Genomic DNA, 20,974 nt, shown 5'->3' with positions numbered 1-20,974 from the left:
CGCGCGCCGGCGCGGCCCGCGCGCAGGCCCGGCTGGCCGGCCCGGCGCGTTCCGGGCAAGGGGGCGGAGGTCTATTTTCCGGCGGGCTTGAGCGTGGCGGCGACCAGCGCGTTGGCATGCCCGTGGCCCAGCCCGTGCTCCTGCTTGAGCCAGGCGACGAGCTCCATGTGCTTCATCCCCGAGCGGGCGCGGATCATCTCCTGCCACTCGGCGACGGGACGGCCGTACTTCGCCTCGATCGACGGGAAATAGGAGGCGGGGCCCTTGATCTTCTCGGTCAAGACGTCTCCCGGCTTTGTCGATGACTCCGAAGCGAACCGCTTCGAGGCGTGCCGGGCATCGTCATGCCTCGACGCCGCGCAGGCAAGCGGCTTCGCGGCGCCGTCCCCGGGCGCGGTCGGGAGCGCGCAGACGAAAAAGGCCCGGGGGCGACGCCCCCGGGCCTGAACTCGTACCCGTCGTTGAGCGGCTTTACTCGGCGGCTTCGCGCGCGCCGTGCTGGGCCAGGTAGTGGCGGGACTTCTCCATCTCGGCCTCGAGATCGGAGATCGCCAGGTCCAGCTCGGCCCGCTGCTCCTTCATCGCGGCGAGACGGATCTCGGCGCGCTCGTAGGTGCGGGCGACCTGGGTCACGCGCTGGTCGCCGATGTAGTACAGGTCCAGCAGCTCACGGATCTCGTCGAGCGAGAAGCCGAAGCGCTTGCCCTGAAGGATCAGCTTCAGGCGGCCCTTGTCGCGCTTCGTGAACAGGCGCTTCTGGCCCTCGCGTTTGGGCTGAAGCAGCTCCTTGTACTCGTAGAAGCGCAGGGTGCGAGGCGTGACGCCGAACTCGGCGCACATCTCGGATATCGTGGTGTAGGTTTCTTCGGTCACTTCTTCTCTCCACTCGACGCGATCCGCCCCGGCACGGGCGGACGCTGAAGCCTTGACGGGCTCGAGTTGACGCCGACGTAATAAGGCTGCCAATCGTTTGCAAGGCGACCAGGCGACGCCGCGTCGGGGCGCCGCAGCGGCGCCATTTACCCCTGCATTGGCTCGGGATAGATCGTTACGCCTTGTTGCGATGCCACCGCGACGCGCGCAACCGCCGCACCCCAGCGGCGCCCACCGGGGGAGGGCCTGTCCAAGTGACGGAAAGACCAGACGTTTCCGGCATGTCCGAGGAGCAAAAGCTCGAACTCGGCCGTCATTTCATGTCCCAGGTGCGCTGGAACGCCGAACTGGGCATCACGCTCGAGGAGATCGAGCCCGCGAAAGCCACCCTGCGGCTGCCCTATGATTCCCGCTGGGTGGGAGACCCCTCCACCGGCGTGCTGCATGGCGGCGTGATCACGGCGCTGCTCGACGCCTGCGGGGGCGCCGCGGTGATGTCCCATCCCACCGGGGCGATCGCGACGGCGACCATCAGCCTGCGGATCGACTACATGCGCGGCGCCGAGCCCGGGCGCGACGTGGTCGCGACGGCCGAGTGCCACCGCGCCACCCGCCACGTGGCCTTCGTGCGGGTCGAGGCCCATGACGGCGCCCGCAAGGAGCCCGTCGCCACCGCCACGGGCAGCTTCACCATCGAGCGGCCCCGCCCCAAGCGCGGGCCGAAGAAGGAGGGCGCGTGATGGCGGCCAAGCGCGAGCCGGCCCACGTGGTCGAGGCGCGCCGCGACGCGGCGCTGGCGGGGCTGAGCCATGCGGTCCCCTTCGTCAACGAGCTGGGCGTCGGCTTCGAGCGGCTGGGCGACGAGCTGACCGCGAGGCTGACCTACCAGGAGAAGCTGATCGGCAACCCGGTCCTGGGCGCCCTGCACGGCGGCGCCACGGGCGCCTTCCTCGAGATCACCGCCCAGGTCACCCTGGGCTGGACCCGCGTGTGGGAGATGATGGAGGCCGGCGGCGAGCCGGCCGAGGCCATCGCCCGCGGCGAATACCCGACCCTGCCCAAGACCATCGACTTCAGTCTGGACTACATGCGCGCCGGCGGCGCCCGCGACAGCTATGCGCGCGCCACGATCCGGCGGGCGGGGCGGCGCTACGCCTCCGTCTCGGTCGAGGCCTGGCAGGAGGAGCGCTCGCGCCCCTTCATCTCCGCCGTGGGCCATTTCCTGATGCCGGAGGACTGAGTGGCCGACGCCTCCGCCGCGCATTCGGGGGAGGCGCCGCCGCCGCTGACCCACCGACGGGTCCTGCGCATCGCGATCCCGATCATGATCTCGAACGCCACCGTGCCGATCCTGGGCGCGGTGGACACGGGCGTGGTCGGCCAGCTGGGCCTGCCCCAGCCGATCGGGGCGGTGGGCATGGGGGCGATCATCCTCGCCTTCGTCTACTGGATCTTCGGCTTCCTGCGGATGGGCACCACCGGGCTCGTCGCCCAGGCCCGCGGGGCGGGCGACGAGGCCGAGACCGGCGCGATCCTGATGCGCGCGCTGATGATCGCGGGCGCGGCGGGGCTGGCCTTCATCGCCCTGCAGGTCCCGCTGTTCTGGTTCGCCTTCCAGATGTCGCCCGCCTCGGCCGAGGTGGAGACGCTGGCGCGCGAATACCTCGCGATCCGGGTCTGGGGCGCGCCCTTCGCCATCGGGGTCTTCGCCCTGAACGGCTGGCTGATCGCGATGGAGCGGACGCGAGGGGTGATGACCCTCCAGCTCGCGATGAACGCGGTCAACGTGGTGCTCGACCTGTGGTTCGTCCTCGGCCTCGGCTGGGGGGTCGAGGGCGTGGCCGTCGCCACGCTGATCGCCGAGGTCACCGGCGCCGCGCTGGGCCTGTGGCTGTGCCGCGAGGCCTTCGGCGGCGACCAGTGGAAGGATGTCGCGCGGGTCTTCGACCCCGCCCGCCTGAAGCGCATGGCGCAGGTGAACGGGGACATCCTGCTGCGCTCCCTGATGCTGCAGTTCGGCTTCGCCTTCTTCATGTTCCGCTCGGCCGACCATGGCGACGTGCCGCTGGCGGCGAACCAGGTGCTGATGCAGTTCCTGGAGATCTCGGCCTTCGCGCTCGACGGCTTCGCCTTCGCGGCCGAGGCGCTGGTGGGCGCGGCCTTCGGCGGGCGCAGGCCGGGGGAGCTTCGGCGCGCCTCGATCATGAGCTCGGCCTGGGGCCTGGGCTGCGTGGCGGCGCTGGCGGCGGTGTTCCTGCTCGCGGGCGGGGCGATCATCGACCTGATGACCACCTCCGAGGAGGTCCGCGCCGCCGCCCGCGCCTTCCTGCCGTGGTGCGCGCTGGCGCCGGTGGTGGGGCTGCCGGCCTTCATGCTGGACGGGATCTTCATCGGGGCCACCCGCTCGCGCGACATGCGCAACGCCATGGCCTGGTCGCTGGCGGTCTACCTGGCGGCCTGGTGGGTGCTGACGTCGCTGCTGGGCGCGCACGGGCTGTGGGCGGCGCTGATGGTCTTCTTCGTGGCCCGCGGCGTGACCCTGTTCCTGCGTTATCCGGCGCTGGAACGCGCGGCGGCGGGGGCGCGCGCGACGCATTGAATTGCGGCCTGCGGGGAGGCGAGGCCTCGCCCTCCCGCCTTCCTGCGCAAGATTGTTGCGCAAGCGACGATGCTGCGGCGCAAAAGTTCCGCGGGGCTTGGACAAGGGCGCGCGGCTGCGCTAGGACCGGCCGGCAGTTCAGTCAGCCGACGCCGCCAGGGACCCGCCCATGCCCGCCTATCGCTCCCGCACCACCACTCACGGCCGCAACATGGCCGGCGCCCGCGGCCTGTGGCGCGCCACCGGCATGAAGGACGACGATTTCGGCAAGCCGATCATCGCCATCGTCAACTCCTTCACCCAGTTCGTGCCGGGCCACGTGCACCTGAAGGACCTGGGCCAGCTCGTCGCGCGCGAGGTCGAGGCCGCGGGCGGGGTCGCCAAGGAGTTCAACACCATCGCCGTGGACGACGGCATCGCCATGGGCCACGACGGGATGCTCTATTCCCTGCCCTCGCGCGAGCTGATCGCCGACAGCGTGGAATACATGGTCAACGCGCATTGCGCGGACGCCATGGTCTGCATCTCGAATTGCGACAAGATCACCCCCGGCATGCTGATGGCCGCGCTGCGCCTGAACATCCCGGTCGTCTTCGTCTCCGGCGGCCCGATGGAGGCCGGCAAGGTCGTGCTGAACGGCAAGACCCAGGCGCTGGACCTCGTCGACGCGATGGTGGCGGCGGCGGACGACAGCGTCTCCGAGGAGGACGTGAAGGTGATCGAGCGGTCGGCCTGCCCGACCTGCGGCTCCTGCTCGGGCATGTTCACCGCCAACTCGATGAACTGCCTGACCGAGGCGCTGGGGCTGTCGCTGCCGGGCAACGGCTCGACGCTCGCGACCCATGCCGACCGCAAGCGGCTGTTCGTCGAGGCGGGGCATCTGATCGTGGACCTCGCCAAGCGCTACTACGAGGGCGACGACGCGGCGGTGCTGCCGCGCTCCATCGCCTCCTTCGCGGCGTTCGAGAACGCGATGACGCTCGACATCGCCATGGGCGGCTCGACCAACACGGTGCTGCACCTGCTGGCCGCGGCGCATGAGGGCGAGGTGGACTTCACCATGGCCGACATCGACCGGCTGTCGCGCCGGGTTCCGGTGCTGTGCAAGGTCGCGCCCGCCAAGAACGACGTCCACATGGAGGACGTGCACCGCGCCGGCGGCATCATGGCGATCCTGGGCGAGCTGGAGAAGGCGGGGCTGATCGACGCCTCCTCGCCCACCATTCACTCCGCCACCATGAAGGATGCGCTCGAGCGCTGGGACGTCGCGCGCACCAGGTCCGAGGCGGTGCACGACTTCTATCGCGCGGCGCCCGGCGGCGTGCCCACGCAGACCGCCTTCAGCCAGGACCGGCGCTGGGACGACGTGGACCTCGACCGCGAGGGCGGGGTGATCCGCGACGCGGAGCACGCCTTCTCGAAGGACGGCGGGCTCGCGGTGCTCTACGGCAACCTCGCCGAGGACGGCTGCATCGTGAAGACCGCGGGCGTGGACGAGAGCATCCTGAAGTTCTCGGGCCCCGCGCGGATCTTCGAGAGCCAGGACGACGCGGTCTCGGCGATCCTCACCAACAAGGTGCACCCCGGCGACGTGGTGCTGATCCGCTACGAGGGGCCGCGCGGCGGGCCGGGGATGCAGGAGATGCTGTATCCGACCTCCTACCTGAAATCGAAGGGCCTGGGCAAAGCCTGCGCGCTGGTCACCGACGGGCGGTTTTCGGGCGGCTCCTCGGGGCTCTCGATCGGGCATGTCAGCCCGGAGGCGGCCGAGGGCGGGACCATCGGGCTGGTCGAGGAGGGCGATCTGATCGAGATCGACATCCCCGAGCGCTCGATCCGCCTCGCCGTCGAGGACGCGGTGCTGGCCGAGCGGCGCGCAGCCAAGGAGGCCTCGGGCTGGACCCCGGCGAAGCCGCGCAAGCGCAAGGTCACGACGGCGCTGAAGGCCTATGCCGCGCTGACCACCTCGGCCGCGCAGGGCGCCGTGCGCAAGCTGTAAGGGCCGCGGCCGGACGGGACTCGCCGGGGCTGCGCCCCCGGCGTCGCCCGCCCGGCCGCCCCCATGCCGGGCGCGTGATCGCGAGGGGCGGTTGACTCCGGGTCGCTCATCCTTGAGCACGAAGGCGAACGCATTCCCCCCGCGTCCCCCCTTCAGGAGGTTCCGATGTCGAACCTGACCGCCGCCGGCCGCGCCGCCATCGGCGACCTTTCGCGACGCTACGGACTGTCGGAAGCCGCCGTCGAGCACATGGCCCGCGCCGTCGCCAACGGCGGCGGGACCATGGCGCAGTTCAACGTGCCGGAGCTGGGCGGCTCGGGCCAGTGGATGGCCGGCGGCATGACCATGGTCGGTGACATGTTCAACCATGGCCTGCAGAACACCGTGCAGAACCTGTGCGGGGAGCTGTCGGGCGGCATGGCCTTCACCCCTTACTTCGAGCAGCCGCAGGCCTTCGGCGGCGGCTCGGCGGGGTGGTGGCCGGACTGGCTGGGCCAGCCCGCCTCGAGCGGCGGCCAGAACCAGGCGCGCTACGCCTATTTCCCGCAGGCGCGACGGCTGGCCTTCGATTTCGGCGACGGGCGTCCGGTGGTGCTGCTCGACACCGGCGACCATCATATCGGCGGCTTCAGCCAGCAGCAGTCGGGGCCGGGCGATCCGTTCATGGGCGTCTCGGTCTCCAGCCAGTACGGGCAGTTCGCGCTGTCGACCTTCCCGCTGGCCGAGGGAAGCGGCTCGGCGCAGCCCGCGCCGCAGCCGGCCTGGGAGCCGCCGGCGCGGAGCTTCGAGCCGGCGCCCGCCTACCGGCCCGAGCCTGCGCCGAGCCAGTCGGCCGGGCCCTCGCAGGGCGCGGTGGACGACATCCTCGACACCATCGGGCGCCTCGCGAAGCTGCGCGACGCGGGCGCGCTGTCCGAGGACGAGTTCGCGGCCAAGAAGGCGGAGCTTTTGGCGCGGCTCTGACGCGCCCTGCGTCCGGCGGCGGTTGCGCGGCGCGGGCGGCGGCGGTAGCTCTGAGACGTCCGGCGCCGGCCCGTTCACGCGGGCGGGATAATCGGGAACACGGTGCGACTCCGTGACGTGCCCAACGCTGTGAGGTGGACCGGGCGGCAGATGCCACTGGCCTTCGGGCTGGGAAGGCGCCGTTCCGGGACGAAGCCGAGTCAGAAGACCGGCCGGACGACACAGGTCCCCGACGCGCGGACGGCGGCGGGGTCGTCGGCTTCGCGGACAGGGGATATGTCATGCAGCCAACCGAACCCGGTCCCGCCGGGCCGTTCGACGCGTCCGAGCGCGACGCCGTCTACCGCGCGATCCATGAGCGGCGTGACGTCCGCGGCCAGTTCCTGCCCGATCCGATCGACCCCGCCGCCCTGCGCCGGGTGCTGGAGGCGGCCCATGCCGCGCCCTCGGTCGGGCTGTCGCAGCCGTGGAACTTCATCCTGGTGCAGGCCCCGGAAACCAAGGCGAGGGTCCGGCGCGCCTTCGAGCGGGCGAACGCCGAGGCCGAGGCGCGGTTCGAGGGCGAGCGCCGCCGCCTCTATTCCGCGTTGAAGCTGCAGGGGATCGACGAGGCGCCCCTGAACCTTCTGGTCACCTGCGACCGCTCGCGCGGGGGGCCGGTGGTGCTGGGGCGCACGCACCAGCTTGACACCGACCTCTATTCCACCGTCTGCGCGGTTCAGAACCTGTGGCTCGCCGCACGGGCCGAGGGGATCGGCGTCGGCTGGGTCTCGATCTTCCACGAGGCCGACCTGCGCGAGATTTTCGAGTTGCCCGACCGGGTGGTCCCCGTCGCCTACCTGTGCCTGGGCCAGGTGCGGGAGCTCTACGACCGGCCGGAACTGGCGGCGAAGGGCTGGGCGCGGCAGCGGGACCTGGACGAGATGATCTTCGCGGACCGCTGGGGGGCGAAGATCTGAGGCGAGAGGGGGCCGCCCGCGGGGCGGCCCCTGTGCCCTCAGGCCGCCTCGGCGCTTTCGGCGGCGACCAGGTCGACGATGTCGGTCATGATCTTGTTCAGCTCGAAGTCCTTGGGCGTGTAGACCCGGGCCACGCCGTAGGCGCGCAGCTCGGTGGCGTCGCTCTCGGGGATGATCCCGCCGACCACCAGGGGGACGTCGTCGAGGCCGGAGGCCTTCATCCGGTCGACCACCTCCTTCACCAGCGGCAGGTGCGAGCCGGAGAGGATCGAGAGGCCGACGACGTGGGCGGATTCCTCGAGCGCCGCGTTGACGATCTGGGCGGGGGTCAGGCGGATGCCCTCGTAGACCACCTCCATCCCGCAGTCGCGGGCGCGCACGGCGATCTGCTCGGCGCCGTTGGAGTGGCCGTCGAGGCCCGGCTTGCCCACCAGGAACTTCAGGCGGCGGCCCATGCGGGAGGAGACCGCCTCGACCGCCTCGCGCACCGTCTCGAGGCCCTGTACGTTGTCGGCGGCGGACTTCGCGACGCCGGTGGGGGCGCGGTACTCGCCGAAGACCTCGCGCATGGCGGCGCCCCACTCGCCGGTCGTGACGCCGGCCTTCGCGGCGGCGATCGAGGGGGGCATGATGTTGCGGCCCTCGGAGGCGGCGGCCTTCAGGTCCGCAAGCGCCGCATCGACGGCGGCCTGGTCGCGGCCCTCGCGCCAGGCCTTCAGGGCGTCGACCTGGGCGGCCTCGACACCGTGGTCCACCACCAGAATGCCGCCGTCGGCGGAGACGAGGGGGGACGGCTCGGTCGAGGTGAACTTGTTGACGCCGACCACGACGGTCTCGCCGGCCTCGATGGCGCGCAGGCGGGCGGAGTTCGCCTCCACCAGCTGCGCCTTCATGTAGTCGATGGCCTGCACGGCGCCGCCCATGTCGTCGATCTTGGCGAGCTCGGCGCGGGCCAGCTCCTTCAGCTCGTCGACCTTGCGCTGCACGGCGGGGTTGCCGTCGAAGAGGTCGTCGTATTCCAGCAGGTCGGTCTCATAGGCCAGGATCTGCTGCATGCGCAGGGACCACTGCTGGTCCCAGGGGCGGGGTAGGCCGAGCGCCTCGTTCCAGGCCGGCAGCTGCACGGCGCGGGCGCGGGCCTTCTTGGAGAGCGTGACCGCCAGCATCTCGAGCAGGATGCGGTAGACGTTGTTCTCGGGCTGCTGCTCGGTCAGGCCCAGCGAGTTCACCTGCACGCCGTAGCGGAAGCGGCGGAACTTCTCCTCCTCCACCCCGTAGCGCTCGGCGCAGATCTCGTCCCACAGGTCGGTGAACGCGCGCATCTTGCAGATCTCGGCGACGAACTTGATGCCGGCGTTGACGAAGAAGCTGATGCGGCCGACGACCTTGGGGAAATCCTCGTCCGAAACGGCGCCCTGCGCCTTCACCGTGTCCAGCACCGCGATGCCGGTGGCGAGCGCATAGGCCAGCTCCTGCGCCGGCGTCGCGCCGGCCTCCTGCAGGTGGTAGCTGCACACGTTCATCGGGTTCCACTTGGGAACCTCGCGGTAGGTGTAGGCGGCGATGTCGCCGATCAGCCGCAGGCTGGGCGCGGGCGGGAACACGTAGGTGCCGCGCGAGAGGTATTCCTTGATGATGTCGTTCTGCACCGTGCCCTGGAGCTTGGAGACGTCGGCCCCCTGCTCCTCGGCCACGGCGATGTAGAGCGCCAGCAGCCAGGCGGCGGTGGCGTTGATCGTCATCGAGGTGTTCATCTGCTCGAGCGGGATGGCGTCGAACAGGGCGCGCATGTCGCCGATATGGCTGACCGGAACGCCGACCTTGCCGACCTCGCCGCGGGCCAGCGCATGGTCGCTGTCGTAGCCGGTCTGGGTCGGCAGGTCGAAGGCGACCGAGAGGCCGGTCTGCCCCTTCGCCAGGTTCGAGCGGTAGAGCGCGTTGGACGCCGCGGCGGTGGAATGGCCCGCGTAGGTGCGGAAGATCCAGGGGCGATCCTTGGCGGTCATGTCGGGCCTCCGAGACTGGGCGATTCCGGGCATTCTGCTGCGCTGCCGCGCAAATGTCATGCGACATGAAATTGCGCAAGGGGTGGCAGGCCTGAAACATTATGGCGCGTCATTTCGCGTCGTCGAGGCCACGCCGGGCGCCCGGGCGGACGAATCTGTCGGCTGGCAAGGAGAATGACCTCAAAGGCTTCGCCCCGGTGACGCGCGCGTCCGTCCGCCCCGAATTCCGTCGCCAAACCCCCTCGAAACGCGCAGAATGATGCACTGCACACCAACGTCGCATTGCGGGGGTTGCGCAGACGCGCGAGCAATGTCATGCATCGCCGCGGCCCAAAATCCGCAACAATCTTGCGCGACCGTTTTTCGCGCCCCGCTCGCCACGCGCCAAGGAGACCGCACATGGCCCCGCTCGACGCCCCCGAGACGATCACCGATTACGAGGCCCCCGTTAAGGACCTCTACGAAGTGGGGGAGATCCCGCCGCTCGGGCACGTGCCCGCGAAGATGTACGCCTGGGCGATCCGGCGCGAGCGTCACGGGAACCCCAACACCGCCATGCAGTGCGAGGTGGTCGAGACGCCGAAGCTCGACTCCAACGAGGTGCTGATCTTCGTGATGGCCGCGGGCGTCAACTACAACGGCGTCTGGGCCTCGCTGGGCACCCCGATCTCGCCCTTCGACGTCCACAAGGCGGACTTCCACGTCGCCGGCTCGGACGCCTCGGGCATCGTCTGGGCGGTCGGGGACAAGGTGAAGCGCTGGAAGGTCGGCGACCAGGTCGTGGTGCATTGCAACCAGGACGACGGCGACGACGAGGAGTGCAACGGCGGCGATCCGATGTTCTCGCCCACCCAGCGCATCTGGGGCTACGAGACGCCGGACGGCTCCTTCGCCCAGTTCTGCCGGGTGCAGTCGCAGCAGCTGATGGCGCGGCCCCAGCACCTGACCTGGGAGGAGTCGGCCTGCTACACGCTGACGCTCGCCACCGCCTACCGGATGCTGTTCGGCCACCGTCCGCACATCCTCAAGCCCGGCGACAACGTGCTGGTCTGGGGCGCCTCGGGCGGCCTGGGGTCCTACGCGATCCAGCTGATCAACACCGCCGGCGCCAACGCCATCGGCGTGATCTCGGATGAGAGCAAGCGGCAGTTCGTGCTGGACCTGGGCGCCAAGGGCGTTCTGAACCGCAAGGACTTCAACTGCTGGGGCCAGATGCCGACCGTGAACTCGGACGAGTACAAGGCCTGGTTCAAGGAGGTCCGCAAGTTCGGCGCGGCGATCTGGGAGATCACCGGCAAGGGCAACAACGTCGACATGGTGTTCGAGCACCCCGGCGAGAGCACCTTCCCGGCTTCGGTCTTCGTGGTGAAGCGCGGCGGCATGGTCGTGATCTGCGCCGGCACCACCGGCTACAACCTGACCATGGACGCCCGCTACCTGTGGATGCACCAGAAGCGCGTCCAGGGCTCGCACTTCGCGAACCTCAAGCAGGCCTCGGCGGCGAACAAGCTGATGCTCGAGCGTCGTCTCGACCCCTGCATGTCCGAGGTCTTCTCCTGGGACGAGATCCCCGAGGCGCACATGAAGATGCTGCGCAACGAGCACAAGCCGGGGAACATGTCCGTGCTGGTCAGCGCCAAGACCACCGGCCTGCGGACCTTCGAGGACGCGCTGGAGGCCTCGCGCGGCTGAGCCCGCCCGCGGGCCCCGCGCCCGCGCCCCGACCCGAGCCTTCGCGCCCGGCGGACCTGGTCCGCCGGGCGTTTCCGTTTCAGGGGTCAGGCGACGTTGATCCTGCGGATCGTTGCCGAATCACGTGCGTGTTCGTGCGGCGGGCGAGTCGCTGGACAGGGTCCTCGGAGGGGCGTTCAGGGCCCTCCGAAGCGCGATTCGGCGGGCGATTCACGTTCATACTGTGTTCACATTTAATGAAATCAACCACTTGCAAATCCACCCCCCACCATTTCGGGGGAATTTCGGTTTCGCCCGGATCGCCTAGAAAGGGCGACATGGCGCAACCATGAAGAAGGGTTCGAACCTAACAAGAACTGCGTGCCAGGTCCGGACTGCATACCGCGACCGGCAAGGGGCGGACGGGGGCACCCCACCCCGTCAGGATGGACGCCGGGATTCCCCAGCCGGCGAAGGAACGAAGGGCTTTCCCCAGAGCCCCGTATTCCGCTCCATCGGGCCCTGGCGGCGACCGTCAACCCCATGACGGGACCGTCGCCGGCCGGCGCGCGCGACCGGATCATCCATCTGCGGCCGGGACGCGTCCTGCGTGGCGTCTCCTGCCGGACCTGCGGGGGGCTCCTGACCCCGCATATGCGTTGTTGGTTCCGGCAACCTGTCGACGCGTTCCGGCCGCCTTTCATCCCTGCCGGGGGCGAATCGCCCTACGGCGCGCGAGTCAGCCCGTCGCGCTCAGATGCCATGGCGTCGAGCGAATGGCGAAGCTATGCTCGGGCGTACGCCACTCTCCGGCGCTCCGAAGCCCGAAATCGCCGACTCCGCGGATGACAGACCGAATAAAATCCATCATCGAGGGCCTTCCGGAGTTCCGGAAAGTTGAGGACATCCGGCTTTTCGCCGATCTTGTCCGAGACGTCTACGACGTCGATCACGTCGTGTATGTGGTCGTCTCTTTCGGGGGAGGCGCCACGTTCGGGGACTACCAGTTCGCTGAAATCACCTACCGGGCGGACTGGTCGCAGCGATACCTGGAGGAGAACTACAAGGAAGCGGACCCCACGGTCGTCGGAGCTGTGCAGAGCTTCACGCCGCTTGACTGGAAGCGGCTCGACTGGAGCCCCAAGAAACGCCGGAAGCTGATCCTCGAAGCGGTGGATGCCGGCGTTGGAAACCAGGGGTACACGGTTCCCGTGAGGGGACCGAACGGGCAGTTCGCCGTCCTGACCATCAACAAAACGTGCACCGATCGCGTCTGGGAACGGTACATCGCCGAGACCGCGAGCGACTGGCTGTTGGTAGCGAACTTCATGCACCAGAAGGTGCTTGAAATCTTTGACGTTCGTAACGAACAGGAATTCGCCGCGTTGTCGCCAAGGGAAAGGGACGCCCTGGCGATGATCTCGTCCGGCATGAGCCGTAATCAGATCGCGGAGAACCTAAAGATATCTGAAAACACCCTGAGGGTTTATTTAGACAGTGCCAGGAACAAGCTTGGCGGTCTGAACATGCCCCATGCTGTCGCAATTGCAGTAAGAACTGGCATCATCAATATTTGATGCTTTCATAGAAATCGCAAAATTGGTTCATCGGCTATTCATGTAGCCGATGCCAGATCATGGGCACTGTCTTTCCCAAGGAGGATCCCCCCATGATCCGCTTCGTCTACGCTCACGAACTGCACAAGTATCCGTCTCTCGTTGATGAGATGTTCCGCGATCGCACGACCCAGTTTAGGGATCGTATGAAGTGGGACGTCTCCGTTGACGAAAACGGTTGGGAGCGCGACCAGTACGATACGCTGGCGCCCCTCTACATCATCTATGAGCGCGAGGATGGCAGCCACGCCGGGTCCGGCCGGCTGATGCCCACCACCGGCCGCACGATGATCGGCGAGCACTTCTCGCACCTCACCGACGGCGTCGTGATCCAGTCGCCCACCATCTGGGAGATCACGCGGTTGTGCATCTCGCCGAGCGTGAAATCCCGCCGCGAAGCGATGAAGGTGACGAGCTCGCTGCTGCTCGCCGGCATCGACATCGGCCTGCGCTTCGGCCTGGAGTTCTACGTGGGCGTCTTCGACGAGCCGATGCTGCGCGTCTACAAGGGCCTGGACTTCGTGCCCGACGTGATGGGCAAGTCCGGCGAGGACCGTCGGGCGATCTGCGCGGGCCTGTGGCCCTGCACCGAGGAGGTTCGCGACAACATGGCCCGCAAGGTCGAGGAGCACGAGCAGATCGCCGAGGCGGCCCAGGTCGTGGAGTTCGCCATCGGCGCCTGATCCGGACCCCTCCCTGAAAGACAGTCCCCCCGGTCCGCGACGGCATGCGCCCGCGGGCCGGGGCGGGAACCGAACGCGCCGGCCCGCCCCCCCTTCGGGCCCTGGCGGCGACGGACCCCCCGGACCCGCTCTTTCCCCTGGATCGACCCGCGTCATCCCCAGGCGCGACTGATCCCGACCGGCCGACGCGGAGACCCCTGCCCGCGACGGATCCGACCGCAGGCGACGCGATCGCGCGCCGCCCTGTCCCCCTCACCGGCTCCGGCGTTCCCCTTGCGCCGGACCGGGCGCACCGGGCCTCGGCAGCCTCCCCTTCGGCGCCGCCCGGCAATGAAACGTCAATTGATTGAGTGAATGGATCGTCGATTCCGGCGGGACCCCGCCGGCGCGCCGCGCGCCGGACCCGTCGCCCTGCGATCTTCCCTCTCCGGCCTCTCCAGGGGCCGGGGCGCGCCCGAACCCCGCCGTGTCCCCGGCGGATCGGGCGACTGTCCGGCGGCCGTTCCGCACGTTTCGGCTTCCGGACGCAGCCGTCGCCGTCTCCGCCCTGCACGGCGGATCCTGGCGGCGGTCGGTCCCCGCGCAAGCCGCCCTGCACGGCGGTCTGCGCGGCGACCGCGCAGCGGGGCCGCTCCTGCACGAGCGGTCCCGTCGGCGCACCCTCCGGCCCCGGACGCCGTCGGCGAACGGGCAGGAGAATCACTCGCCAGGCCAACGCCTTGCCGCCTGTCACCTCGCCAGATCCGTGGAGAGGGAATTGGCGACTGCCGCAGCCCCCGCCGCCCGGGCACTCTAGTCTCGCCGCCTCCTCGGAGCCTGTCGGGGGACTGGCGGGGCGGCGCCGAGCGGGGATCTGGGCAAGGGAACGACGATGGCTGAGGACTGGATCATCGATGTGCTGGCGGACCTGAGGCAGTACGCGATTCGGAACTACCACATGCGGCTCGCCGAGCAGCTGGACGACGCGATTCTCGTCGCGGCGACCGAGCTGAGGGCGGCTGATTCGGCGCTGGAAAGCGGTCTCCAGCCCCCGAAACGCCGCTCGGAGGCCCCGATTCCCTTGTTCGGAGCCCTCTCAGGCCCCGCCGACGAAAAAATTTTCGGCCCGGCCTGACCCTCCGGCGGGCGGGCAGGCCCGCCGGGGGCGCCGCGCGCTTTACTTGCGCGGCGCCCTGAATACTTCGGTCGCGCGGCGGCCGCCCCCCTGCGCCCGGACCCGGGCGCGGGGCGGTTTTGCGTGATGACTTGCAATTTGGAGTTGTGTCCAGCCCCGCCTGCGCTACCCTGACGTCAGGAGACGAAGGCGGCGGGGTTGGCCGCGCTTCCGGGTCCGCACTGGAGGGGCGACGGCCGCGCCTGCCCGCGCGACGTGGCGCCGACGCCGCGCGCCATGGGAAGCCGGCCCGACGAGGGCGGCGTTCCATTCATGACGGACAGGCTTCAAGAAATCGTCGAGCGGACGATGGCGATGACCTCGCAGCCCGATCTCGCGGCGCTGCTGCGGGCGGTGCGGCGGGCCTACGATCTCGACAACTGCATCTACTACGCGCTGAACCTCGGGGGACCGCGGGGCGGCGACGAGTTCGGCGCGATGACCTATCCCGAGGCCTGGCACCAGCGCTACGAGGAGGTGCGATATCGCGACCTCGACCCGGTGGTGACGGCCTCGCTGGGCGGCTTCGCGCCGATCGACTGGAAGGACCTGGATTGGTCCGGCCGCCCGGTGCGCCGCCTGTTGTCGGAGGCGCATGAGTTCCGCGTCGGCAACCACGGCTACACCGTCCCGATCCACGGCCCCAACGGCCAGTTCGCGATGTTCAGCGTTTCCAAGCAATGCGCCGAGCGGCGCTGGACCCTGCTGCTGGCCGAGGCCGCGCAGGAGTGGCTGATCATCGCCCACCACGTCCACCGCCAGGCGCTGGAGATGACCGGCGCGGTCGAGCGTCAGCCGCCGCCGCCGCTGTCCCCGCGGGAGCGCGACGCGCTGGCGCTGATGGCGGCCGGACGTTCCCGCGCGCAGGTGGCGCACCGGCTGAAGATCTCGGAAAGCACGCTGCGGGTCTATCTCGACAGCGCCCGCCACAAGCTGGGGGGGCTGAACGCGGTGCATGCCGTGGCGCTGGCGGTGAAGAGCGGGGCGGTTAAGATCTAGTGAATACTTGAGCAGCGCGCGCTGCCCAAATCATTTAACCGCTCATTATCCAAATTGTTCTTAATACTGGCGGCATCCCCGACAAGGAGCGCCGTCATGATCCGTTTCATCTACGGAAGGGACCTCGTGTCCGCCCCCCTGCTGTCCGACACCATGTTCCGCGACCGGGCGGGACAGTTCCGCTCCCGCCTCGATTGGGCGGTGAGCGTGGATTCCGCGGGCCGCGAGCGCGATCAATACGATGGAGACCGCGCGCTTTACTGCATCTACGAGCTGCCCGACGGCACCCATGGCGGCTCCGGCCGGCTGATGCCGACCACCGAGCCGACCATGCTCAACGACCACTTCTCGCACCTGGCGGGGGGCGAGATCGTCTCGCCGCTGGTGTGGGAGAGCACGCGCTTCTGCGTCTCGCCCCGGCTGACGGGCGGCGCGGCGGCGGCCTCGCGCATCTCGACCGCGCTGATGCTGGCGGGCTGCGAGGTGGCGCTGCGCTTCGGGCTGAGCCATTTCGCGGCGGTCTTCGACGCGCCCATGCGCCGGATCTACCGCGCCACCGGCTGGCCGCCGGAGATCCTGGCCGAGCAGGGCAAGGGCCGGCGCAAGCTGTGCCTGGGGCTGTGGGAGGTCTCGCCGGCCGCGCGTCAGGCGATCCTCGACAAGGCGCCGAAGGGGCTGGCGCTGGGGCCGATCCCCTCGCCGCTGCCGGGCGCCGGGGTGGCGCCGATGGCGACGGGGCGGCCGGCGCAGGCGGCCTGAACGCCCGGCGGGCCGGCGGGACGACGCGCCGCCGCGACGCGGGCGGGCCGGCGCGCTAGTCTCCGCGCCATGGCTCATTCCCACGGACATCCGCATTCCCACGGCCAGGGTCACGCCCACGGGCATGCCCATGGCCATCTGCACGGCGGCGACGGCCGGATCGGCTGGGCGGCGGCGGTGAACATCGGGCTGACGGTCGTGCAGATCGTCGCCGGCGTGCTGTCGGGCAGCCTGATGCTGATCGCCGACGCCCTGCACAACCTGTCGGACGCGATGTCCCTGCTGATCGCCTGGGCGGCGCGGCGCATCGCGCGCCGACCGGCCGACGACCGGATGACCTTCGGCTACGCCCGGGCCGAGGTGGTGGCCGCGCTGATCAACTTCACCACGCTGGTGATCGTGGGCCTCTACCTCGCGTGGGAGGCGATCGCCCGCCTGTTCGACCCCCAGCCGATCGAGGGCTGGACGGTGGTGATCGTGGCGGGCGTGGCGCTGGTGATCGACGTGATCACGGCGGCGCTGGTCTATGCGCAGGCCAAGGACAGCCTGAACATGCGCGCGGCCTTCCTGCACAACCTCGCGGACGCCGGCGCCTCGGTCGCGGTGATCCTGGGCGGGATCGTCGTCATCGTCTGGGACTGGCGGCTGGCCGATCCGCTGCTGACGCTGCTGATCTCGGCCTGGGTGATCCGTCATGCGCTGGTCGAGATGGGCGAGACGGTGCGCATCCTGATGAACGCCGCCCCCGAGGCGCCGACGGCGGAGGAGGCGCGCGACACGCTGGCGGGGCTGGAGGCGGTGACGAGCGTCCACCACCTGCACCTGTGGCGCCTGGACGAGCGGCGCCTGTCGCTCGAGGCGCACCTGGTCAGCCTCGCCGAGACCCCCGCCGCCCTCGCCGACCTGCGCCGCGCCGCCCGCGCCGCGCTGAGCGAGCGGCACGGGATCGAGCACGCGACGCTCGAGATCGAGCATGTGGACGATGCCTGCGAGGCCCGGGAAGGCGGGGCGCCGTCGGCGCAGGGGCGCCCGGCTGTGTGATCACTGTGCGCCCGGCAGGCCGGCACGTCGTACTCACGGATCGTCGGGGGCAGGTAGGCGCGCGCAATTCGTCATGTGATCACAGGATGCGCGCCGACTTCGCGAGATCCCGGGTCAAGCCTGGGGCACGGCGCTACGGGCGGGATTTCAGCCATATAATCAGCCGGATGGCTCAGCCGCGGGCGGGCTCGGTGCGGCCGCGGCGGTCGGAGCGCAGGGCGGCGTAGAGGACGTGGCTGCGCCAGCGGCCGTTGATCTGCAGATAGCTCTGCGCCACGCCCTCGTACTTGAACCCGCAGCGCTCCAGCAGCGCGCGGGAGGGGGCGTTCTCGGGCAGGCAGGCGGCCTCGATGCGGCTGAGGTCGAGCGCGCCGAAGGCGTGGTCGCGGGTGGCCGCCAGCGCCTCGGACATGTAGCCGCGACGGGCGAAGGGGGCGCCGATCCAGTAGCCCACGGTGCCCGCCTGGGCCGGGCCGCGGCGGATGTTGTCGAGCGTGATGGCGCCGACCAGCGTGCCCGCGGGCAGATCGTCGGCGCCGTTGGCGAAGATGAACAGCGGCGCCCCGCGCCCGTCTTCGATCATCCGCTTCGCCCAGACCACGCGGTTGCGGAAGGCGCTGCGGGTCAGGTGGTCGCGCGCCCAGATCGGCTCCCATTCCTTCAGGAACGGCTCGCTCTCCCGACGCAGGCGCGCCCAGGGGATCTGGTCGTCCATCGACGGCGGCCGCAGCACGAGGCGCGGCGTGATCAGCCGAAGCGCCGGTCGCCGCCGCAGGAGCACCGCCCCGTCACCCCGCGAGACGGGCGAGCAGCGCGTCGGGGTCGGGCGTGTCCGCCACGGGCCCGTAGAGCGCCAGCGCCAGCTTGCCCGAACCCGCCATCCGCGCGGCCGCGTCGCGGGCGGCGGCGGCGTCGACGGCCTCGATCCGGGCGACCGTCTCCTCCTGCGGCCAGACGCGGTCCCAGATCAGCAGGGAGCGGGCCAGCCGCTCGCACCGCCCGAAGGGGCTCTCGAGGCCCATCAGCAGCCCGGCCTTCAGCTGGGCGCGGGCGCGGGCCGTCTCCTCCTCGGTGGTCTCGGAGGCGGCGCGGTGGAGCTCGTCCATCACCAGCTCCGACAGGCCCTTGATCTCGCCCGCGCCGGTGCCGGCGTAGATGGTCATCAGCCCGGTGTCCTCGTGGGCCGAGGCCTGGGCGAAGATGGTGTAGCACAGGCCGCGCTTCTCCCGCGCCTCTTGGAACAGGCGGGAGGACATGCCCCCGCCCAGCAGCACCGACAGCACCTGGCCGGAGTAGAGGTCGTCGGCGTTCCAGCCCGGCGCCTCGAGCCCCAGGGCGAAATGGGCCTGCTCGAGGTCCTTCACGAAGCGCTTCTCGCCGCCCAGGAAGCGGGCGGGCTCGGCCGGGGCGAGGTCGCGGCGCTGGAGGTGGCCGAACAGCCGCTCCGCCTGGCGGACGATGGCGTCGTGGTCGACGTCGCCGGCGGCGGCGATGATCATCCGCTCGGGCGCATAGCAGCGCTCGACGAAGCCGCGCAGGCTCGCCTCGCCGATGCCCTTCACGTGATGGCTCTCGCCCAGGATCGGACGGCCGAAAGCCTGCCCGGGGTAGGCGGTCTCCTGCAGCCAGTCGAAGATGATGTCGTCGGGCGTGTCGAGCGCCTGGCCGATCTCCTGCAGGATCACGCCGCGCTCGAGCTCGATGTCCTCGGCGGCGAAGCGGGGCCGGGTGAGGATGTCGGCCAGCAGATCGAGGCCAAGCGGCACGTCCTCGCCCAGCACGCGGGCGTAGTAGGCGGTCGCCTCGCGGGAGGTGTAGGCGTTCAGGTAGCCGCCCACGTCCTCGATCGCCACCGCGATGTCGAGGGCCGAGCGGGTGTCGGTGCCCTTGAAGGCCATGTGCTCGAGGAAATGGGCGACGCCGGTCTCCTGCGCGGATTCGTGGCGTCCGCCCACCCCGATCCACACCCCCAGCGCGGCGGAGGCGAGGCCCTCCATCCGCTCGGTGGCGATGCGCAGGCCGTTGGGCAGCGTGTCGATCTTCAGGGTCGAGCCGGCTCGGCTCATCGGCGGGCCTCCCGGCGCAGATGCGCCTGCAGTGCGGCAAGGTCGTTGGGCAGGACGGTCACCCGCTCCCGCGCCAGTTCGATATGGGCGAGGCGCGCGGGCAGGACCGGGCGCACGCCGCAGGCCTGGCCGACGGCGTCGGGGAACTTGGCGGCGTGGGCGGTGCCCAGCACCACCATCGGCGTGGCGGCGTTCCCGCGCACGTCGGCGGCGGCCTTCACGCCCACGGCGGTGTGCGGGTCGATCACCTGGCCCGTCACCTCGCGGATCGCGGCGATGGTGGCGCGGGTCTCGTCTTCGGTGGCCATGCCGCTGTCGAACTCCTCGCGAAGGCGCGAAAGCGCCTGGTCGGGCAGCGCGAAGCCGCCCTGCTGGCGCAGCGATTCCATGAGGTTGATCACGGCCTGCCCGTCGCGGTCCAGCAGTTCGAACAGCAATCTCTCGAAATTCGAGGAGATCTGGATGTCCATGCTGGGGGAGATGGTGGGCGTCACCCCCTCCTTCACGTGCATGCCGGTGGCGACGGTGCGGTGGAGGATGTCGTTGCGGTTGGTGGCGATCACCAGCCGGTCGATCGGCAGGCCCATGCGCCTCGCCACGTGGCCGGCGAAGATGTCGCCGAAGTTGCCCGTGGGGACCGAGAAGCTGACCGGACGGTGCGGCGCGCCGAGCGCCACGGCCGAGGTGAAGTAGTAGACGACCTGCGCCAGCACCCGCGCCCAGTTGATCGAGTTGACGGCCGCGAGGCTCATCTCGTCGCGGAAGGCGTGGTCGTTGAACATCGCCTTGACCATCGCCTGGCAGTCGTCGAAGTCGCCCTCGACCGCGATGGCGTGGACGTTCGCCTCGCTCGGCGTGGTCATCTGCCGGCGCTGGATCTCGGAGACCCGGCCGTGGGGGTAGAGGATGAAGACGTCGACGGCGTCGAGCCCGCGGAACGCCTCGATCGCGGCCGAGCCGGTGTCGCCCGAGGTCGCGCCCACGATGGTCACCCGCTGGCCGCGCTTGCCCAGCACCAGCTCGAACAGCTGGCCGATGAGCTGCATGGCGAAGTCCTTGAACGCCAGCGTGGGGCCGTGGTGCAGCTCCAGGATCCAGTCGTTCTCGCCGATCTGCACCAGCGGCGCGCGGGCGGCGTGGGCGAAGGAGGCGTAGGCGCGCTCGATCGCGCCGTAGAGCTCGCCGTCGCTCAGCGCGTCGCCCACGAAGGGGCGCATGACGGTGAAGGCGGTCCGCTCGTAGCCGATGCCGGCGAGATCGGCGATCTCCTCGGTCGGGATCTGGGGCATGGTCTCGGGCACGTAGAGCCCGCCGTCGCGGGCCAGGCCCGCCAGCAAGGCGTCGTCGAAGCCCAGGATCGGGGCCTGGCCGCGGGTGCTGACGTATCTCACAGGTGGGGTCCCTCGCTGCGCGCCCTGCCTGAATCGGCGCTCCGCCCTAGCGCATGGAGGGCCGGGAAACAACGTGGCGCAGGGGAATCGGGCGCGGTGCGGGGCGGTTTGGGCGCCGCGGGCGGCTTTCCGGCCCCTTGCCCGGGGCGCGCCCGCGGCCCTAGGTAGGACGACGCGCGACCCGGGGGGGCGAACG

At 70.2% G+C, this 20,974-nt stretch carries 19 protein-coding genes and 1 riboswitch; of the genes, 13 read left to right on the top strand and 6 right to left on the bottom strand.

Features of this window, described 5'->3' with window-relative positions; translation table 11 throughout:
• Positions 1 to 71: 71 nt before the first annotated feature.
• Entirely contained in the window at positions 72 to 281 is a 210-nt protein-coding gene (locus P2H44_RS01215; protein ID WP_275761590.1) for a DUF4287 domain-containing protein, read from the bottom strand.
• A 190-nt stretch (positions 282 to 471) separates the two neighbouring features.
• Entirely contained in the window at positions 472 to 873 is a 402-nt protein-coding gene (locus tag P2H44_RS01210) for a MerR family transcriptional regulator (protein ID WP_275761589.1), read from the bottom strand.
• A gap of 281 nt (positions 874 to 1,154) precedes the next feature.
• Here P2H44_RS01210 and P2H44_RS01205 point away from each other — a divergent pair, with 281 nt between their 5' ends.
• From P2H44_RS01205 to bluB, 6 genes are all read left to right on the top strand, one after another.
• Positions 1,155 to 1,613 carry a PaaI family thioesterase gene (locus tag P2H44_RS01205; RefSeq protein WP_275761588.1) on the top strand — a complete coding sequence of 153 codons (459 nt, stop codon included), beginning with the start codon at positions 1,155 to 1,157 and terminating at the stop codon, positions 1,611 to 1,613.
• Positions 1,613 to 2,113 carry a PaaI family thioesterase gene (locus P2H44_RS01200; protein ID WP_345798967.1) on the top strand — a complete coding sequence of 167 codons (501 nt, stop codon included), beginning with the start codon at positions 1,613 to 1,615 and terminating at the stop codon, positions 2,111 to 2,113. Before P2H44_RS01205 ends, P2H44_RS01200 begins: the two co-directional genes overlap by 1 nt.
• Before the next feature lie 84 nt (positions 2,114 to 2,197).
• Entirely contained in the window at positions 2,198 to 3,472 is a 1,275-nt protein-coding gene (locus P2H44_RS01195; protein WP_275762084.1) for an MATE family efflux transporter, read from the top strand.
• Positions 3,473 to 3,641: 169 nt separating this feature from the next.
• Positions 3,642 to 5,471, top strand: coding sequence for a dihydroxy-acid dehydratase (gene ilvD / locus P2H44_RS01190; protein ID WP_275761586.1), 1,830 nt, complete (start codon positions 3,642 to 3,644; stop codon positions 5,469 to 5,471).
• Between the two features lie 165 nt (positions 5,472 to 5,636).
• Complete coding sequence (locus P2H44_RS01185) at positions 5,637 to 6,434, top strand: SHOCT domain-containing protein (protein ID WP_275761585.1); 798 nt, start codon at positions 5,637 to 5,639, stop codon at positions 6,432 to 6,434.
• 43 nt (positions 6,435 to 6,477) lie between these two features.
• Positions 6,478 to 6,665, top strand: a riboswitch (cobalamin riboswitch).
• A gap of 50 nt (positions 6,666 to 6,715) precedes the next feature.
• A complete protein-coding gene (gene bluB, locus P2H44_RS01180; protein WP_275761584.1) occupies positions 6,716 to 7,393 on the top strand; it encodes a 5,6-dimethylbenzimidazole synthase in 678 nt (225 codons plus the stop codon).
• Between the two features lie 38 nt (positions 7,394 to 7,431).
• Here bluB and P2H44_RS01175 read toward each other — a convergent pair whose 3' ends face one another.
• Positions 7,432 to 9,399: a protein meaA gene (locus P2H44_RS01175; protein WP_275761583.1), complete on the bottom strand. Its 1,968-nt coding sequence runs from the start codon at positions 9,397 to 9,399 to the stop codon at positions 7,432 to 7,434.
• 399 nt (positions 9,400 to 9,798) lie between these two features.
• On the opposite strand from P2H44_RS01175, the gene ccrA reads away from it, so the two are divergent.
• The 7 genes from ccrA to P2H44_RS01140 all read left to right on the top strand — a co-directional run bounded on the left by ccrA (position 9,799) and on the right by P2H44_RS01140 (position 17,321).
• A complete protein-coding gene (gene ccrA, locus P2H44_RS01170) occupies positions 9,799 to 11,091 on the top strand; it encodes a crotonyl-CoA carboxylase/reductase (RefSeq protein WP_275761582.1) in 1,293 nt (430 codons plus the stop codon).
• A gap of 824 nt (positions 11,092 to 11,915) precedes the next feature.
• Positions 11,916 to 12,647, top strand: coding sequence for a helix-turn-helix transcriptional regulator (locus P2H44_RS01165; protein WP_092859660.1), 732 nt, complete (start codon positions 11,916 to 11,918; stop codon positions 12,645 to 12,647).
• A gap of 59 nt (positions 12,648 to 12,706) precedes the next feature.
• On the top strand, positions 12,707 to 13,369 hold the full coding sequence (locus tag P2H44_RS01160; RefSeq protein WP_275761581.1) for an acyl-homoserine-lactone synthase: 663 nt from the start codon (positions 12,707 to 12,709) through the stop codon (positions 13,367 to 13,369).
• A gap of 871 nt (positions 13,370 to 14,240) precedes the next feature.
• The gene (locus P2H44_RS01155) at positions 14,241 to 14,483 is read left to right on the top strand and encodes a hypothetical protein (protein ID WP_275761580.1); all 243 of its coding nucleotides are present in this window, start codon (positions 14,241 to 14,243) and stop codon (positions 14,481 to 14,483) included.
• Between the two features lie 354 nt (positions 14,484 to 14,837).
• The gene (locus P2H44_RS01150) at positions 14,838 to 15,521 is read left to right on the top strand and encodes a helix-turn-helix transcriptional regulator (protein ID WP_275761579.1); all 684 of its coding nucleotides are present in this window, start codon (positions 14,838 to 14,840) and stop codon (positions 15,519 to 15,521) included.
• A gap of 96 nt (positions 15,522 to 15,617) precedes the next feature.
• The gene (locus P2H44_RS01145; RefSeq protein WP_275761578.1) at positions 15,618 to 16,280 is read left to right on the top strand and encodes an acyl-homoserine-lactone synthase; all 663 of its coding nucleotides are present in this window, start codon (positions 15,618 to 15,620) and stop codon (positions 16,278 to 16,280) included.
• Positions 16,281 to 16,349: 69 nt separating this feature from the next.
• Entirely contained in the window at positions 16,350 to 17,321 is a 972-nt protein-coding gene (locus tag P2H44_RS01140) for a cation diffusion facilitator family transporter (RefSeq protein WP_275761577.1), read from the top strand.
• Between the two features lie 172 nt (positions 17,322 to 17,493).
• On the opposite strand, the gene P2H44_RS01135 is transcribed toward P2H44_RS01140, so the two are convergent.
• The 3 genes from P2H44_RS01135 to thrC are packed head-to-tail and all read right to left on the bottom strand — an operon-like array spanning position 17,494 to position 20,778.
• Entirely contained in the window at positions 17,494 to 18,102 is a 609-nt protein-coding gene (locus tag P2H44_RS01135; RefSeq protein WP_275761576.1) for a GNAT family N-acetyltransferase, read from the bottom strand.
• A gap of 7 nt (positions 18,103 to 18,109) precedes the next feature.
• Positions 18,110 to 19,387 (bottom strand): M16 family metallopeptidase, encoded by a 1,278-nt coding sequence (locus P2H44_RS01130; RefSeq protein WP_275761575.1) that lies wholly within the window; start codon positions 19,385 to 19,387, stop codon positions 18,110 to 18,112.
• On the bottom strand, positions 19,384 to 20,778 hold the full coding sequence (gene thrC / locus P2H44_RS01125; protein WP_275761574.1) for a threonine synthase: 1,395 nt from the start codon (positions 20,776 to 20,778) through the stop codon (positions 19,384 to 19,386). Before thrC ends, P2H44_RS01130 begins: the two co-directional genes overlap by 4 nt.
• Positions 20,779 to 20,974: the final 196 nt, after the last annotated feature.

The sequence above is a fragment of the Albimonas marina genome, from assembly GCF_029223255.1.
Taxonomy (GTDB): domain Bacteria; phylum Pseudomonadota; class Alphaproteobacteria; order Rhodobacterales; family Rhodobacteraceae; genus Albimonas.
Note: the sequence above shows the minus strand (reverse complement) of the source record. Positions and strands in the feature narration are given on the sequence as shown.